The following is a 17,853-nucleotide window of genomic DNA, read 5'->3' as shown; positions in this document are numbered from 1 at the left end:
CCTCCTTATTTTTCGGATACCACCAAAGTAATGTGGCTGGTGCGTTTATTGATACGACTTGCACGTCCCATTGCACGAGGGCGGAAACGTTTCATAGTCGGTCCTTGGTTTACATAAGCTTGTGAGATAACCAGATTGTTAATATCCAAAGAGTAATTGTGCTCTGCATTAGCAATAGCAGAGTTGAGCAATTTCTCAACTACTGGAGAAGCGGATTTTGGAGTGTGACGCAGAATTGCGATCGCCTCGCCCACTTGCTTACCACGAATTAAGTCAACAACAAGTTGAACTTTACGAGGAGCAATCCGAACAAACTTGGCATGTGCTTTTGCTTCCATTGTTTAACCTCCTCTCAAACATTAGCGCTTGATCATTTATCTTCTTGTTTTCTTATCGTCTGCTGCATGACCTTTGTAAGTACGCGTAGGAGCGAACTCACCCAGTTTGTGTCCAACCATATCTTCCGTTACATATACAGGAACGTGTTTACGGCCGTCATACACACCAAACGTATGTCCAATGAATTGCGGGAAAATTGTAGAGCGACGGGACCAAGTTTTGATCACTAGTTTCTTCCCAGACTCGTTCATATCTTCAACTTTTTTCATCAGGTGTCCATCAACAAATGGCCCTTTTTTTAGACTGCGACTCATGTGTAAATCCTCCCTTCATCCAATGTTCTCGTTCATTCACGATCGCGCGCGCGAAGTTATGCACAGTAACGTGTATTACTTCGTGCGGCGGCGAACGATGTATTTGTCAGAAGCTTTGTTTTTCTTACGTGTTTTGTATCCAAGAGTTGGTTTACCCCAAGGAGACATTGGCGATTTACGACCGATTGGAGCTTTACCTTCACCACCACCGTGTGGGTGATCATTAGGGTTCATTACTACCCCGCGGACTTCAGGACGTCTTCCGAGCCAGCGACTACGGCCTGCTTTACCGATTTTAATCAATTCGTGATCTTGGTTACCAACGGATCCGATCGTAGCGCGGCAAACTTTAAGAATGCGGCGAACTTCACCAGATGACAAACGAACAGTCACGTATTTTTCTTCTTTACCAAGAAGTTGTGCTTCTGTACCAGCTGCACGGACCAATTGGCCACCTTTACCTGGTTGAAGCTCGATGTTATGAATAACTGTACCTACTGGAATATTTTCAAGAGGCAAAGCATTACCTGTCTTGATATCTGCAGTTGGTCCAGATTCGATTTGATCTCCTACTTTAAGTCCTTTTGGAGCGATGATGTAACGTTTCTCACCATCTGCGTAGTGGATCAGAGCAATATTGGAAGTCCGGTTAGGGTCATACTCGATTGTAGCAACGCGGCCCGGTATTCCATCTTTAGTACGTTTAAAGTCAATAATACGATATTTACGTTTGTGTCCGCCGCCATGGTGACGAACCGTAATTTTACCTTGGTTGTTGCGGCCTGCTGTTTTGCTCAGCGGAGCTAGCAACGATTTCTCAGGCTGGTTAGTCGTAATTTCTTCGAAAGTGGATACGGACATATTACGTCTAGCCGGAGATGTCGGTTTGTACTTTTTAATTGGCACTGAATTTCCCTCCTTACTTTAGCAGTTTCTTATACAGATTCAAAGAACTCAAGTGCTTTGCTATCTGGAGCGAGAGTTACGAAAGCTTTTTTCCACTCTGGAGTGTAGCCAGAGTAACGGCCGTAACGTTTCAACTTACCAGGCACGCGAAGTGTGTTCACGTTTTTCACTTTAACGTTGAAGATCTCTTCAACAGCAGCTTTGATTTCTGTTTTATTTGCACGAACATCTACTTCGAAAACATATTTCAAATCAGCCATCATATCAGCTGTACGTTCAGTGATTACTGGACGTTTAATGATATCACGAGGATTTTTCATTACGCAAGAACCTCCTCTACCATCTGTACTGCTTCTTTTGTAATGATCAGTTTGTCGTACGTAAGTACGTCAAGAACATTAATGCCGTCAGCCGCAACAAATTTCACACCAGGAATATTTCTCGCGGAAAGAGCAACATTATCATCATAGCCTGAACCAACGATCAAAGCTTTGCGATCTACTTTAAGATTGTTCAAAATAGCTGCAAATTCTTTAGTTTTCGGTGCATTCAGCGTAAGAGCATCCAGAACGATGATTTCGTTGTCGATTACTTTAGAAGACAATGCGGATTTGATCGCCAGACGACGAACTTTTTTAGGTAGTTTGAAAGCGTAACTGCGCGGAGTTGGACCGAATACAGTACCACCACCTACCCATTGTGGTGCACGGATCGAACCTTGACGAGCGCGACCTGTACCTTTTTGTTTCCAAGGTTTACGTCCACCGCCACGTACTTCAGAACGTCCTTTTACTTTGTGTGTACCTTGACGAAGGGAAGCGCGTTGCATAACAACAGCATCATGAAGAACGTGAGTGTTCGGCTCAATTCCGAATACTGCGTCATTCAATTCAACTTCTCCTACTTGGCTACCACTGACATTATAAAGTGCTACTTTTGGCATTTTGTGTTCCTCCTTTCCTTAGGTGATTATTTCTTCACCGATTCTTTAATTTTAACGAAGCTGTTTTTCGGTCCAGGAATAGAACCTTTAACAAGCAATACATTACGTTCAGCGTCTACTTTAATTACTTCAAGACGTTGAATTGTAATTGTTTCGTGTCCCATGTGTCCTGGAAGGTGTTTACCTTTAGGTACACGGTTCGCTTGAATGGAACCCATGGAACCTGGTCCTCTGTGGTAACGGGAACCGTGAGACATTGGGCCTGTTCTTTGTCCCCAACGTTTGATAACACCGGCAAAACCTTTACCTTTAGAAATACCAGTTACGTCAACAAATTCGCCTTCTGCGAAGATGTCTGCTTTAATTTCTTGGCCAACCTCGAATCCCGCAAGATCAACACCGCGGAGTTCGCGAACGTAGCGCTTAGGAGCTGTATTAGCTTTTTTCGCATGTCCTGTTTCAGGTTTGTTAGCATTTTTTTCTTTCTTATCGGCATAACCTAGTTGTACAGCTTCGTAGCCGTCGTTTTCCAGGTCTTTCTTTTGCAAGACAACAGATGGGCCTGCTTCGATAACCGTTACAGGAATCACGTTACCTTCTGGTGTAAATACTTGCGTCATGCCTAGTTTTTTACCTAAGATACCTTTCATGTTGACACCTCTTTTCCTTCATTAATACAAGTTTGATATTACAATTTAATTTCGATATCTACACCGGACGGTAGATCCAAGCGCATCAAGGCATCCACAGTTTGTGGAGTTGGGTTCACAATATCGATCAAACGTTTATGAGTACGTTGTTCGAATTGTTCACGAGAATCCTTGTACTTGTGTACCGCACGAAGAATAGTAATGATTTGTTTTTCAGTTGGAAGCGGAATCGGACCGGATACACCTGCACCCGAACGTTTTGCCGTTTCTACAATTTTCTCAGCGGATTGATCAAGAATCCTGTGGTCGTAAGCTTTCAAACGAATACGAATTTTTTGCTTTGCCATTTTAGTCCCTCCTTTTATCGCCCAATTTAATATCGGACATACTCCGTGAAAATTTTCTAACCCACTCTCCCATGGCAAAGGGGCCGGGTGTGTCAGTAACCTCTCACATCATCGCAACGTCACAGAACAACATTTATTATTATATCGAAAACATAAACATAATGCAAGCATTTAAATGAAAGATTCTAAAATCAATCATTCTTGTAATACTCTACATCTCATTTGGCTTAATACATATTAATATTGCAGCCTACTATAGAAATAGAGATGTTTTGTTTTCTTAATCTGTTGTCCCCGAATCACAACTTTACCTATTATATATTAAATTATAAAAAAAGCAAAAGGAAAAAAATGAAAAAAGGACCCAGCCAGAGTTGGCAGGATCCTTTTTTGCTGTCCAATACAATGTTACTCGTTCCAATACAATGTTGCTCTATATTTAATTTGACTTAGGAGTCAAATTATTTTTGGATGGATGCTACTGCACCAGCGCCAACAGTACGTCCGCCTTCACGGATCGCGAAGCGAGTACCCTCTTCAATAGCGATTGGAGAGATCAGTTGTACTGTAACTTCGATGTTGTCACCAGGCATAACCATTTCAGTACCTTCTGGAAGGTTGATGATACCAGTTACGTCAGTTGTACGGAAGTAGAACTGTGGACGGTATCCAGTGAAGAAAGGTTTGTGACGTCCGCCTTCTTCTTTAGTCAAAACGTATACTTGAGCAGTAAACTCAGTATGAGGATTAACGGAACCTGGTTTGGAAAGAACTTGTCCACGCTCGATTTGGGAGCGGTCTACACCACGAAGCAATGCTCCGATGTTGTCACCAGCTTGAGCGGAATCCAGAAGTTTACGGAACATTTCAACGCCCGTTACAACGGATTTTTTAGTTTCTTCGTGAATACCTACGATTTCGATTTCTTCGCCGACTTTGATAGTACCACGCTCTACACGACCTGTAGCAACAGTACCACGACCAGTGATGGAGAATACATCCTCAACAGGCATCAAGAAAGGTTTGTCAGTGTCGCGCTCTGGATCTGGGATGTAGGTATCGATTTCTTTAAACATCTCAACGATTTTTTGAGCCCATTCACCTTCTGGGTTTTGAAGTGCTTCACGAGCAGATCCACGAGTGATTGGAGTGTCATCACCTGGGAAGTCGTATTCGCTAAGAAGGTCGCGAACTTCCATTTCAACGAGTTCAAGAAGCTCTTCGTCTTCAACCATGTCGCATTTGTTTAAGAATACAACGATGTAAGGTACGCCTACTTGGCGGGACAGAAGGATGTGCTCACGAGTTTGCGGCATAGGGCCGTCAGCTGCGGATACAACCAGGATAGCTCCGTCCATTTGTGCAGCACCAGTGATCATGTTTTTAACATAGTCAGCGTGACCTGGGCAGTCAACGTGTGCATAGTGACGAGCATCAGTTTCATATTCAACGTGTGAAGTAGAGATTGTGATACCGCGTTCGCGCTCTTCTGGAGCTTTATCGATTTGATCGAAAGCGATCGCTGCGCCACCGTAAGTTTTACCCAATACAGTAGTGATTGCAGCAGTCAATGTAGTTTTACCATGGTCAACGTGACCGATAGTACCAATGTTAACGTGTGGTTTAGTACGTTCGAACTTAGCCTTTGCCATTTGAACGTGGCCTCCTTAGAATGGATAGTTTTATATGTTGGCACTGTGTGGATAAGCACCATTTGATTAACATTAATCTTTGGTGCTTTCACACATCAGTTAGTAAAAATTATTCTCCCTTAGTTTTAGCAACAATTTCTTCGGAAATTGTTCTAGGAACTTCTTCATAGTGAGAGAGTTCCATAGAGAACACACCGCGACCTTGTGTACCAGAACGGAGAGTAGTGGAGTAACCGAACATTTCAGAGAGAGGTACCTTAGCACGAATGATTTGCGTACCACCGCGAGAATCCATACCTTCGATTCTACCACGACGGGAGTTCAGCATACCCATTACATCGCCCATGTATTCCTCTGGAACGGTAACTTCAACTTTCATGATTGGCTCAAGCAGGACAGCCTTACACTTGTCTTTAGCTGCTTTAAGTGCCATGGATCCGGCAATTTTAAATGCCATTTCATTGGAATCGACATCATGGTATGAACCATCTACGATTGTAGCTTTAACGTCTACAAGCGGGAATCCTGCAAGGACACCGTTTTTCATAGCTTCTTCAATACCTTGTTGTGCAGGTCCAATGTACTCACGAGGTACAGATCCACCGACAATTTTACTATCAAATTGGTTACCGCTACCCGCTTCGAGCGGTTCGAATTCAACCCATACGTGTCCATATTGACCGCGGCCACCGGACTGACGTACAAATTTACCTTCAACACGCGCTGGTTGACGGAATGTTTCACGGTAAGCAACTTGTGGTTGACCAATGTTAGTATCCACTTTGAACTCACGACGCATACGGTCAATGATGATATCAAGGTGAAGTTCACCCATACCAGCCAAGATCGTTTGACCAGTTTCTTCATCAGTATGTGCACGAAGAGTTGGATCCTCTTCAGTCAACTTACCTAGAGCAACAGCCATTTTATCTTGGTCAGCTTTAGTTTTTGGTTCAACCGCGATTTGAATAACCGGATCTGGGAAGTTCATAGACTCCAAGATAATCGGGTTCTTCTCATCACATAGTGTATCACCTGTACTAGTATCTTTCAAACCTACAGCAGACGCAATATCACCGGAGAATACTTCAGTGATTTCTTGACGGCTGTTAGCGTGCATTTGAAGAATACGTCCGATACGTTCACGTTTCCCTTTTGTTGCATTCAATACGTAAGAACCGGATTGAAGTACACCAGAGTATACGCGGAAGAAAGTAAGTTTACCAACATAAGGGTCTGTCATAATTTTAAACGCAAGAGCTGAGAAAGCTTCTTCGTCAGAAGAATTACGAACCGCTTCTGTTCCATCTTCCAAGTGACCTGTGATCGCAGGAACATCAACAGGAGATGGCAGGTAATCAAGAACAGCATCCAACATAAGTTGAACACCTTTGTTACGATAAGAAGAACCGCAGATAACTGGGAAGATTTTAACTTCTACTACACCTTTACGAAGAGCAGCTTTAATCTCTGAAACAGTGATTTCTTCACCCTCAAGGTATTTCATAGTCAAATCTTCATCAAGTTCTGCAACTTTCTCAATCAGTTCCATACGAAGTTCTTCAACTTGGTCAGCAAATTCTGCTGGCACATCAGTTTCTTCAACTTCTTTACCTAGATCGTCTTTAAAGATAAATGCTCTTTGCTCGATAATGTCAATAATACCAACAAAATCATTTTCAGCTCCGATAGGAAGTTGAATTGCAACAGCATTAGCTTGAAGACGCTCGCGCATATCTTTAACAACGTTAAGATAGTCTGCGCCAATGATATCCATTTTGTTTACATATGCGATACGAGGTACGCCGTAACGATCAGCCTGTCTCCATACAGTTTCAGACTGAGGCTCTACGCCTTCTTTCGCACTGAAAACACCTACTGCTCCGTCCAATACACGAAGGGAACGTTCAACTTCTACTGTGAAGTCAACGTGTCCCGGGGTATCAATGATATTAACGCGGTGACCTTTCCATTGAGCAGTCGTCGCAGCGGAAGTAATCGTGATACCGCGCTCCTGTTCTTGTTCCATCCAGTCCATAGTAGCGGAACCCTCATGGGTTTCACCAATCTTGTGTGTACGTCCTGTGTAGAACAAAATCCGTTCAGTGGTAGTTGTCTTACCAGCGTCAATATGCGCCATGATCCCGATATTACGTGTATTTTGCAAGGAGAACTCTCTAGTAGCCATGACTTAGGTCTCCCTTCAAAATGAAGTATATTTTTAAGACTGAAATCCTACCAACGGTAGTGAGCAAATGCTTTATTTGCTTCAGCCATTTTGTGTGTGTCTTCACGTTTTTTAACGGAAGCACCAGTGTTGTTGGAAGCGTCGATAATCTCAGCTGCCAAACGCTCTTCCATTGTTTTCTCACCGCGGCTACGGGAGTAGTTTACAAGCCAACGTAAACCAAGGGAAGTACGTCTTTCCGGTTTAACCTCGATAGGTACTTGATAGTTAGCACCACCAACACGGCGAGCTTTAACTTCCAGAACCGGCATAATATTTTTGATAGCTGCTTCAAAGACTTCCATAGGATCTTTACCAGTACGTTCTTGAATCAAGTTGAACGCATTGTACAAGATGCTTTGAGCAACACCACGTTTTCCATCAAGCATGATGCGGTTGATCAAACGAGTTACAAGTTTGCTGTTGTAAACCGGATCAGGCAACACGTCTCTTTTGGTAACAGGACCTTTGCGTGGCATAGATATCCCCCTTTCTTAAATGTTTATACTGTTGTTGTTGTTGTTGTTCTGCGACCGAAGCGTCATGCTATCGGTTTACTGACACATTAAGATTAGAAACTAACCTTATGCTTTTTTAGCTTTAGGGCGTTTCGCACCGTATTTAGAACGAGCTTGCATCCGGTTAGCTACACCTGCTGTATCCAAAGCACCACGAACGATATGGTAACGAACCCCTGCAAGGTCCTTTACTTTACCTCCGCGAAGCAATACAACACTGTGCTCTTGTAAGTTATGACCGATACCCGGGATATAAGCTGTTACCTCGAGACGGTTCGTCAAACGAACACGGGCATATTTACGGAGCGCTGAGTTTGGTTTACGAGGAGTCATTGTACCTACACGAGTACAAACACCACGTTTTTGTGGAGCACTAATGTTAGTGGATTCACGTTTAAGGGCATTGTAGCCTTTTTGCAACGCTGGTGATTTAGACTTGTAGACTTTAGCTTGACGTCCTTTACGAACTAGCTGATTAATTGTTGGCATGTTGCCACCCCCTTCCCAGATTCGTCATTCTATTTATAAACCTCACTTTTTAAGTCCACAGACCCAGGCGGTTCATAAAAGAACAAATGAAAAGTTTTTGCCGTATTAGGAAGCTTGAGCATCCAGACAAAAACATCTTCTATAACCTATTGTTTCACAACGGCTACCATCGCCGCTCCTACTTCAATTCCACATGCCTTACCGAGATGTTCCATCGTGTCAACTAGAGTTAGTTTCACTTGGTGTTTCTCACATAAAGCCTGGATCTTCGAAGTAATCCGCATATCAGCATCTTGCGCCACATAAACCTCAGCAGCAATTCCTGACTCAACCATCTTCATGGTCTGCTTGGTACCGATCTTGACATGAGCATCCTGCAAAAAGTTGTCGTTCGACATTTATCAATACCTCCGAAAAGACATGATAACATGTGACTACTCATGCACCTTTGCTATATTAGCACCTAGGGACATTCGTTGTCAAGAGATTCATATAAATTCTAAGCATTGGAATTGTTATATTCAGAGGAGATACTGATCTCCTCTGAATATACAATTGGTACGGACAAGCCGAATTTGGTGTCCTGTACAGACTCCAAAGTAGTGTTACTAGTCTACTGAAACTGTTTCAAGAGCTTCTAGGTTCGTTTCGCCATCTTCCGGTTGTGACAATTTCACACTGCGGTAACGATTCATACCAGTACCAGCCGGAATCAACTTACCAAGAATTACATTCTCTTTCAAACCAAGAAGTTGGTCGACTTTACCTTTGATAGCAGCATCAGTTAAGACACGTGTCGTCTCTTGGAAGGAAGCTGCAGACAAGAATGAATCCGTTTCAAGGGACGCTTTGGTAATACCAAGAAGCACTGGTTTAGCCACAGCAGGTTCCTTGTCACTAAGAATCGCATCTTTATTTGCTGCTTCGTATTCATGAGTGTCCACGAAAGATCCAGGAAGCAACGTTGTATCTCCTGCATCCACAATACGGATCTTGCGAAGCATTTGACGAATCATAACTTCAACGTGTTTGTCGTTAATTTCTACACCTTGGTTACGATATACGCGTTGTACTTCTTGCAAGATATAGTTTTGAACTCCACGAACACCTTTGATTCGAAGCATTTCTTTCGGGTCAATAGAACCGTCTGTAAGCTCGTCGCCTGCTTCAATTTCCATACCTTCACTTACGCGCAGGCGGGATCCGTAGGTAACAGCATATACTTTCGTTTCTGCTTCCCCTTGGATTTCAATTTCACGGCGGTCTTTTGCTTCACGGATTTCTTTAACAACACCATCAATTTCACTGATTGTTGCTTGACCTTTAGGATTACGCGCCTCAAAGAGCTCTTGGATACGCGGAAGACCTTGTGTAATATCGTCTCCAGCAACACCACCGGTATGGAACGTACGCATTGTAAGCTGTGTTCCTGGTTCACCGATGGATTGAGCAGCGATAATACCAACTGCTTCACCAATCTCTACATGTTTACCTGTTGCCAGGTTACGTCCGTAACATTTCTTGCAGACGCCATGACGTGCACGACAACTAAGCACAGAACGAATCTGCAACTTTTGAACACCGGCAGCGACAATCGCTTCCGCTTTATCCGAATCAATTAGCTCATTACGATTAGCGATAACTTCTCCCGTTTCTGGGTGACGAACGGTTTGGAAACAGTAACGGCCTTCGATACGATCGTATAGATCCTCGATAACCTCTTTACCATCTTGAATACGGCTAACCGTAAATCCTTTGTCCGTTCCACAGTCATCTTCTCGAACAATAACATCTTGCGCTACGTCTACCAGACGACGAGTCAGGTAACCGGAGTCAGCCGTACGAAGCGCTGTATCGGCAAGACCTTTACGCGCACCGTGAGTGGACAAGAAGTACTCGAGTACTGTCAGACCTTCACGGAAGTTCGATTTGATTGGGAGCTCGATAATACGTCCAGATGGGTTGGCCATCAGTCCACGCATACCGCCCAGCTGAGTGATCTGTGATTTGTTACCACGGGCTTTAGAGTCCACCATAAGCATAATGGAGTTAAAGCGATCCATGGATTTCATAAGGATATCAGTAATTTCATCTTTTGCTTTGGACCAGATATCAATTACGCGGTCATAACGTTCTTCGTTTGTGATAAGTCCGCGACGATACTGATTCGTAACGACAGCAACTTTCTCATCAGATACACGAAGAATCTCATACTTCTCTTCAGGAATGATAACGTCAGATACACCAACAGTAACCCCTGCACGAGTCGAGTATGTGAAACCAAGTTGCTTGATTTTATCCAAAATAACAGATGTTCTTGTTGTATGATAAACCTCAAAACAACGTGCAATGATGTGACCAAGATACTCTTTACCAACACCATTGGTTTGAGGTGCATTCATGATTGCTTCCTGCAAGTTAGCACCTTTCTCATATACAAATGAAAACTCAGGTGTACCTTGGATAAGGTTTGCACGAGTTGCATCATTAATATAAGGGAAACTGCTAGGGAAAATCTCGTTAAAGATAATCTTACCGATCGTTGTAATCATCATTGCTTCTTGTTGTTTTTCTGTAAAACTTGTTTTATTCAGAGCTTTAACTGGAATAGCAACACGAGCATGAAGACCAGCGGATCCACGTTGGTAAGCAGATACTGCTTCGTTAACCGTACGCAGAATCATACCTGTTCCTTTTTCCTCTTTATTATCCATAGTCAGATAGAAAGAGCCCAGGACCATATCCTGAGATGGAGTTACAACCGGCTTACCATCTTTAGGGTTCAAGATGTTACCTGCTGCAAGCATCAAAAGACGTGCTTCAGCTTGCGCTTCAGCTGACAAAGGTACGTGAACTGCCATTTGGTCACCGTCAAAGTCGGCGTTATAGGCCGTACATACGAGCGGATGCAAACGAATAGCTTTACCTTCTACAAGAATTGGTTCGAATGCTTGAATACCAAGTCTGTGAAGAGTCGGTGCACGGTTAAGTAATACTGGATGTTCTTTAATTACTTCTTCAAGAACGTCCCATACTTCCGGACTTACGCGCTCAACTTTACGTTTTGCACTCTTGATATTGTGAGCAAGACCTTTGTTCACGAGTTCTTTCATAACAAAAGGTTTAAACAATTCAAGTGCCATATCTTTTGGAAGACCACATTGATACATTTTCAGGTAAGGACCTACAACGATAACGGAACGACCAGAATAGTCAACACGTTTACCGAGCAAGTTCTGACGGAAACGACCTTGTTTACCTTTTAGCATATGGCTGAGAGATTTCAAAGGGCGGTTACCAGGACCTGTTACCGGACGACCACGACGGCCATTATCGATAAGAGCATCCACTGCTTCTTGAAGCATCCGTTTTTCGTTTTGAACGATAATATCAGGAGCACCAAGATCCAAAAGGCGTTTCAAACGGTTATTACGGTTAATAACACGACGGTACAGATCATTCAAGTCTGACGTTGCAAAACGTCCACCATCGAGCTGAACCATTGGACGAAGCTCAGGAGGAATGACCGGAAGTACATCCATGATCATCCAGTCTGGCTTATTGCCAGAATTACGGAAAGCTTCAATTACTTCAAGGCGTTTAATCGCACGATTACGACGTTGTCCTTGAGCAGTACGAAGCTCTTCCTTCAAGAATTCAAGTTCTTTTTCAATATCAAGATCTTGAAGTAGTTTTTTAACTGCTTCTGCACCCATGCCTGCATGGAATCCGTAACCGTATTTTTCACGGTAGCTACGATATTCTTTTTCGGACAAAAGTTGTTTTCTTTCCAGTGGAGTTTCACCTGGATCAGTAACAACATATGATGCAAAATAGATGATCTCTTCCAAAGATCTCGGAGACATATCTAGAGCCAGACCCATGCGGCTCGGAATGCCTTTGAAATACCAGATATGTGAAACCGGAGCTGCCAGTTCAATATGCCCCATGCGTTCGCGACGCACTTTAGCGCGAGTTACTTCAACACCACAACGGTCACAAACTACGCCTTTATAACGTACACGTTTGTATTTACCACAGTGACATTCCCAGTCCTTTGTAGGACCAAAAATTTTCTCGCAGAACAGACCTTCTTTTTCCGGCTTCAACGTACGATAGTTAATCGTCTCCGGCTTTTTCACTTCTCCGCGGGACCAAGAGCGAATTTTTTCCGGCGATGCAAGCCCGATTTTCATATATTCGAAATTGTTTACGTCCAACAAGGAGCAACCCTCCTTAACCAAGTCCTAAATTCTAGGTTCTTTCCCCTCTAGCCATCGCGATGACTGCCAAAGGGGAGTAGAGCCTGATGAAAATTCCGGTATTGAGACAAATGACAATGACTTTAATAAATTACTCTGCGCCTACTTCTGAACCTTCAAGATTGAGGCTCAGTTTATCGCTAGCAGCATCGTCATCATCATCTGATTCTTTCAAATCAATTTCTTCTTCATCTTTAGTGAGCATCTTAACGTCCATACCAAGACTTTGAAGCTCTTTAATAAGAACTTTAAAGGATTCTGGAATACCTGGTTCTGGTACATTCTCACCTTTAACGATGGATTCGTAAGTTTTCACACGACCAACCACATCATCTGATTTTACAGTAAGGATTTCTTGAAGCGTGTAGGCAGCACCGTATGCTTCAAGCGCCCATACCTCCATCTCTCCGAAACGTTGTCCACCAAACTGAGCTTTACCACCCAGCGGCTGTTGCGTAACAAGTGAGTAAGGACCTGTAGAACGAGCATGGATTTTATCGTCAACCATGTGGGCAAGTTTGATCATATGCATGACACCAACGGTAACTTCACGCTCGAAGCGATCACCCGTACGTCCATCATACAGAACTGTCTTACCGTTACGTTGCATTCCTGCTTCTTCCATCGTATCAAATACGTCATACTCCGTTGCACCATCAAATACTGGTGTAGCAACATGAATACCTAGTTGCATTGCAGCCATACCCAAGTGAACTTCAAGAACCTGACCGATGTTCATACGGGATGGTACACCCAGTGGATTCAGAACAACTTGAACTGGTGTTCCATCAGGAAGGAATGGCATATCTTCTTCTGGAAGAATACGCGCCACAACCCCTTTGTTACCGTGACGTCCTGCCATTTTATCGCCCTCGGAAATTTTCCGTTTTTGCGCGATATAGACACGAACGAGCTGATTCACACCTGGAGGGAGTTCATCACCATTCTCACGAGTAAACACCTTCACATCGACTACAATTCCGTCAGTACCATGAGGAACTCTCAAAGATGTATCACGAACTTCACGAGCCTTCTCCCCAAAGATTGCATGAAGGAGACGTTCTTCCGCCGTAAGTTCAGTTACCCCTTTAGGTGTAACTTTACCTACCAAGATATCGCCTGCAGCGATCTCGGCACCGATACGGATAATTCCACGTTCGTCTAGATTACGAAGCGCTTCTTCCCCGACGTTCGGAATGTCGCGTGTGATCTCTTCTGGTCCAAGTTTCGTGTCACGAGCTTCGGACTCATACTCCTCGATATGAATTGATGTATAAACATCTTCTTTAACGAGTTTCTCACTAAGAAGGATCGCATCCTCATAGTTGTAACCTTCCCAAGTCATAAAGGCTACGACAACGTTACGACCAAGTGCTAGTTCACCCATTTCAGTAGATGGACCATCTGCCAAAATGTCGCCAACCTTAACGCGATCGCCAATTTTAGCAATTGGACGTTGGTTAATGCATGTTCCTTGGTTCGAACGCATAAATTTGTGTAATTTATGTTTAACAAGATCGCCTTTAACTTCTTTACCATCTACCATTTCAATTTTACGAACCCAAATTTCATTGGCAGAAGATCTTTCAATAATCCCGTCATGTTTGGATACAATACATACACCAGAATCTTTTGCAGCCTTGTGCTCCATTCCTGTACCTACAAGCGGTGCTTTAGGAATTAGAAGAGGAACAGCCTGACGCTGCATGTTAGATCCCATGAGTGCACGGTTGGAGTCATCGTTCTCAAGGAACGGAATGAGTGCCGTTGCAACGGAAACTACTTGTTTAGGCGATACGTCCATATAGTCAACCCGATCATTAGGCATGGTTGTAATGTTGTCTGACTGTTTATTGTAACGTACAACAACCATATCCTCAGCAAATGAACCATCATCATTCAGCTTCGCATTCGCCTGAGCGATAACATAGTTATCTTCCTCGTCAGCTGTAACGTAGCGCACTTGATCAGTAACACGGCCTGTTTTAGGATCTACCCAGCGATAAGGAGCCTCAATAAAGCCGTACTCATTAACGCGAGCAAACGTAGACAAGGAGTTGATCAAACCGATGTTTGGTCCCTCAGGAGTTTCAATCGGACACATACGGCCATAGTGAGATGGATGAACGTCACGCACTTCAAAGCCAGCGCGCTCACGAGTCAAACCACCCGGTCCGAGTGCGGACAAACGACGTTTGTGGGTAAGTTCACCCAGCGGGTTCGTTTGATCCATAAATTGAGACAACTGAGAACTACCGAAGAATTCTTTAATGGATGCAATTACAGGGCGAATATTAATGAGTGCCTGCGGTGTAATTACATTTGCATCTTGGATAGACATTCTTTCACGAACTACACGTTCCATACGGGAAAGACCAATACGGAATTGATTCTGTAAGAGTTCACCTACAGAACGCAGACGACGGTTACCCAAGTGATCGATATCATCTGTATCACCGATGCCTTGCAGCAAGTTCAAGAAATAACTGATGGAAGAGATAATATCTGCTGGAGTTATGTTCTTCACAGATTTATCAACATTGCTGTTTGCGATCAACTTCACAACTTTTCCATCTTCATTTGGTGAGAATACATCAATCGTTTGAACAGGAATATCATTAGCATCAAGAACACCATTAGCTACATGATAAGTACGTGTTCCAACTCCGTGTTCACTTTCAAGGTATGGAAGAATCTCATCAAGCAAGCGGCGGTCAACAATTTGACCTGCTTCTGCAATGATCTCCCCTGTGGAAGTATCAATCAAAGACTCAGCTAGACGCTGATTGAACAAGCGGTTTTTGATGTGAAGCTTTTTATTCATTTTGTAACGACCTACGTTAGCAAGGTCATAACGTTTTGGATCAAAGAAGCGAGCTACAAGCAAGCTTTTTGCATTATCCAATGTTGGCGGTTCGCCTGGACGAAGACGCTCATAAATTTCAATCAGCGCTTTCTCTGTCGAATCCGTATTGTCTTTATCCAGCGTATTCCGGATATACTCGTCATCGCCGAGTAGTTCCAAAATTTCTGCGTCTGTACCGAATCCAAGAGATCTAAGTAATACGGTAACAGGGATTTTACGAGTACGATCGATACGAACATAAATAATGTCCTTCGCATCCATCTCGAGTTCGAGCCAAGCACCACGGTTCGGAATCACTGTTGCTGTATATGATTTCTTTGCATTCTTATCTATTTTAGTGCTGAAATAGACGCTAGGGGAGCGAACCAACTGGCTGACAATAACCCGTTCCGCACCGTTAATGATAAACGTGCCTGTTTCCGTCATCAGCGGGAAATCCCCCATGAATACTTCCTGCTCTTTGACTTCGCCCGTTTCCTTATTAATGAGCCGGACTTTAACCCGAAGTGGTGCGGCATAAGTAACGTCGCGTTCCTTCGCGTCGTCTACCGTATATTTCGGTTCACCGAGACTGTAGTCGATAAATTCCAATACCAGATTACCGGTAAAATCCTGAATTGGCGAGATGTCCTGGAACATTTCGCGCAAACCTTCCTCCAAAAACCATTCGTAAGATTTTTGTTGGATTTCTATCAGGTTCGGAATTTCGAGTATCTCGTTAATTCGTGCATAACTGCGCCGAGTGCGTCGACCATACTGAACAAGATGTCCTGCCAACTTAAACTCACCCCTCAATGTCTACTCACTTTTAAAAATTTCGTTGCGAACCTCTGTTTGTAACCTTATAATGGAACTCATAACAAGATTATCTGTTAACAGAGCTGCATATCCACAAATAAAGAAAAGCCCTTAATTCGAATTTTTTTCGATAAAAGAGCAACTTGATTAGTGGATGTCCTCTTCATCCCAGAAAAACCCACTTACATATAGTTTGCCCAAAATGTACATATTATACGCCGATCTGCACAGAAATATGCCAAAAAAGGCGAAAAAAAGATTGACATTTTCACAAACTAAAGCTAAGTAGGGCATCTTAATACTGACATTCACTAAGAATACCATAACTGATTTGTCAAGTCAATAGTTTAATTGCATTTTTTTGCAATTATATACTTGCCATCTCTTGGTTATTTCTCCGCTCTGAAGATCCGATATCCTTTGTCTTTGGTAACTTCCTCTACATATTTGAACATTGAAGAAAGCTTTTCTTTTGCTGAAGGCGCGCCCTGTTTCTTCTGTATCACAATCCACAGAGATCCTCCAACTCTAAGCTGCTCATATGCCTGTTCAAAAATAGAATGCACGATCTCTTTACCTGCTCGAATCGGTGGATTCGTCAGAATGACATCAAACATTTGATGCCGCACCGCTTCAAGACGATCGCTTTGTTTAATCACCGTATTACTATTCACTTGATTTTGAATGGCATTGTGTCTGGCAAGTTCAACAGCTCTTTCATTAATATCAAGCATGGTCACAATCGCATCCGGAACAAGTTTTGCTGCCGTAATACCGATTGGACCGTACCCACAACCAACATCAAGAATTGCTTTGGCACCTGTCAAATCCATTGCATTTATCAGGACCCGACTACCATAATCCACACCATTCTTCGAAAAAACTCCAGCATCACTTGTCAGTTTTAGTGAAAAACCTCTCAAATCTACTGAAAGCATCTGCCGATCATGAGCAGTTTCAGGCTTACTGGAATAGTAGTGATCGGACATGATACAAAACCCCTTCTCTACAAAGTACATTAGCATAATAAAAGATACCGAGTATCTTCAATTATTACCAATCATGCCCCTTCATAACAACAAACCCCTTGATTGCTTCAAGGGGTTTGTATGTTAATTTTCCTATTCACTTAAATAGTGAAATGGACTATTTCAATTCAACAGAAGCGCCAACTTCTTCAAGTTTAGCTTTAACTGTTTCAGCTTCTTCTTTGCTTACTTTTTCTTTCAAAGCTTTAGGAGCGTTGTCTACTACTTCTTTAGCTTCTTTCAAGCCAAGACCAGTGATTTCGCGAACTGCTTTGATTACGTTGATTTTGGAAGCACCAGCAGATGTAAGGATTACATCAAATTCTGTTTGCTCAGCAGCTTCAGCACCGCCAGCAGCGCCACCCATAACAGCTACAGGAGCTGCAGCAGTTACGCCAAATTCTTCTTCGATTGCTTTAACAAGATCGTTCAGTTCCAATACAGTCATACCTTTGATTGCTTCCAAGATTTGCTCTTTACTCATGGTTGAACCTCCATTATTTTAATTAGTATT

General features: G+C 43.0%; 16 protein-coding genes. All 16 read right to left on the bottom strand.

Translation table 11 applies throughout. The features are described from left to right. Positions 1-5 precede the first annotated feature (5 nt). The 16 genes from rplV to rplL all read right to left on the bottom strand — a co-directional run bounded on the left by rplV (position 6) and on the right by rplL (position 17,823). Positions 6-338, bottom strand: coding sequence for a 50S ribosomal protein L22 (rplV, locus tag GQY27_RS17830; protein WP_160036611.1), 333 nt, complete (start codon positions 336-338; stop codon positions 6-8). A gap of 36 nt (positions 339-374) precedes the next feature. Next, positions 375-653, bottom strand: coding sequence for a 30S ribosomal protein S19 (rpsS, locus tag GQY27_RS17825; protein WP_160036610.1), 279 nt, complete (start codon positions 651-653; stop codon positions 375-377). A gap of 75 nt (positions 654-728) precedes the next feature. Then, a complete protein-coding gene (gene rplB, locus GQY27_RS17820) occupies positions 729-1,559 on the bottom strand; it encodes a 50S ribosomal protein L2 (protein ID WP_160036609.1) in 831 nt (276 codons plus the stop codon). A gap of 29 nt (positions 1,560-1,588) precedes the next feature. Beyond that, on the bottom strand, positions 1,589-1,879 hold the full coding sequence (gene rplW, locus GQY27_RS17815; RefSeq protein WP_160036608.1) for a 50S ribosomal protein L23: 291 nt from the start codon (positions 1,877-1,879) through the stop codon (positions 1,589-1,591). Continuing rightward, positions 1,879-2,502, bottom strand: a complete 624-nt coding sequence (rplD, locus tag GQY27_RS17810) for a 50S ribosomal protein L4 (RefSeq protein ID WP_160036607.1) — start codon at positions 2,500-2,502, stop codon at positions 1,879-1,881. Before rplD ends, rplW begins: the two co-directional genes overlap by 1 nt. Before the next feature lie 26 nt (positions 2,503-2,528). Further along, positions 2,529-3,152 carry a 50S ribosomal protein L3 gene (gene rplC / locus GQY27_RS17805; protein WP_160036606.1) on the bottom strand — a complete coding sequence of 208 codons (624 nt, stop codon included), beginning with the start codon at positions 3,150-3,152 and terminating at the stop codon, positions 2,529-2,531. A 38-nt stretch (positions 3,153-3,190) separates the two neighbouring features. After that, positions 3,191-3,499 (bottom strand): 30S ribosomal protein S10, encoded by a 309-nt coding sequence (gene rpsJ / locus GQY27_RS17800; RefSeq protein ID WP_017692074.1) that lies wholly within the window; start codon positions 3,497-3,499, stop codon positions 3,191-3,193. A 461-nt stretch (positions 3,500-3,960) separates the two neighbouring features. Beyond that, a complete protein-coding gene (gene tuf, locus GQY27_RS17795) occupies positions 3,961-5,151 on the bottom strand; it encodes an elongation factor Tu (RefSeq protein ID WP_160036605.1) in 1,191 nt (396 codons plus the stop codon). A 109-nt stretch (positions 5,152-5,260) separates the two neighbouring features. Then, positions 5,261-7,339, bottom strand: a complete 2,079-nt coding sequence (gene fusA / locus GQY27_RS17790; RefSeq protein WP_160036604.1) for an elongation factor G — start codon at positions 7,337-7,339, stop codon at positions 5,261-5,263. Between the two features lie 47 nt (positions 7,340-7,386). Next, the gene (gene rpsG, locus GQY27_RS17785; protein WP_047914093.1) at positions 7,387-7,857 is read right to left on the bottom strand and encodes a 30S ribosomal protein S7; all 471 of its coding nucleotides are present in this window, start codon (positions 7,855-7,857) and stop codon (positions 7,387-7,389) included. Between the two features lie 105 nt (positions 7,858-7,962). After that, positions 7,963-8,385, bottom strand: coding sequence for a 30S ribosomal protein S12 (gene rpsL / locus GQY27_RS17780; RefSeq protein WP_160036603.1), 423 nt, complete (start codon positions 8,383-8,385; stop codon positions 7,963-7,965). A 146-nt stretch (positions 8,386-8,531) separates the two neighbouring features. Next, positions 8,532-8,783 carry a ribosomal L7Ae/L30e/S12e/Gadd45 family protein gene (locus GQY27_RS17775; RefSeq protein ID WP_160036602.1) on the bottom strand — a complete coding sequence of 84 codons (252 nt, stop codon included), beginning with the start codon at positions 8,781-8,783 and terminating at the stop codon, positions 8,532-8,534. A gap of 210 nt (positions 8,784-8,993) precedes the next feature. Continuing rightward, positions 8,994-12,608 carry a DNA-directed RNA polymerase subunit beta' gene (gene rpoC, locus GQY27_RS17770; RefSeq protein ID WP_160036601.1) on the bottom strand — a complete coding sequence of 1,205 codons (3,615 nt, stop codon included), beginning with the start codon at positions 12,606-12,608 and terminating at the stop codon, positions 8,994-8,996. Positions 12,609-12,738: 130 nt separating this feature from the next. After that, positions 12,739-16,290 (bottom strand): DNA-directed RNA polymerase subunit beta, encoded by a 3,552-nt coding sequence (gene rpoB, locus GQY27_RS17765; RefSeq protein WP_160036600.1) that lies wholly within the window; start codon positions 16,288-16,290, stop codon positions 12,739-12,741. A 410-nt stretch (positions 16,291-16,700) separates the two neighbouring features. Continuing rightward, positions 16,701-17,300: a class I SAM-dependent methyltransferase gene (locus tag GQY27_RS17760; RefSeq protein WP_160036599.1), complete on the bottom strand. Its 600-nt coding sequence runs from the start codon at positions 17,298-17,300 to the stop codon at positions 16,701-16,703. Positions 17,301-17,457: 157 nt separating this feature from the next. Further along, positions 17,458-17,823, bottom strand: a complete 366-nt coding sequence (gene rplL, locus GQY27_RS17755) for a 50S ribosomal protein L7/L12 (protein ID WP_160036598.1) — start codon at positions 17,821-17,823, stop codon at positions 17,458-17,460. Positions 17,824-17,853: the final 30 nt, after the last annotated feature.

This window comes from Paenibacillus sp. An7 (assembly GCF_009870785.1).
Lineage (GTDB): Bacteria > Bacillota > Bacilli > Paenibacillales > Paenibacillaceae > Paenibacillus.
The sequence above is the reverse complement of the archived record's forward strand: the minus strand, read 5'-3'. Positions and strand labels throughout refer to the sequence as shown.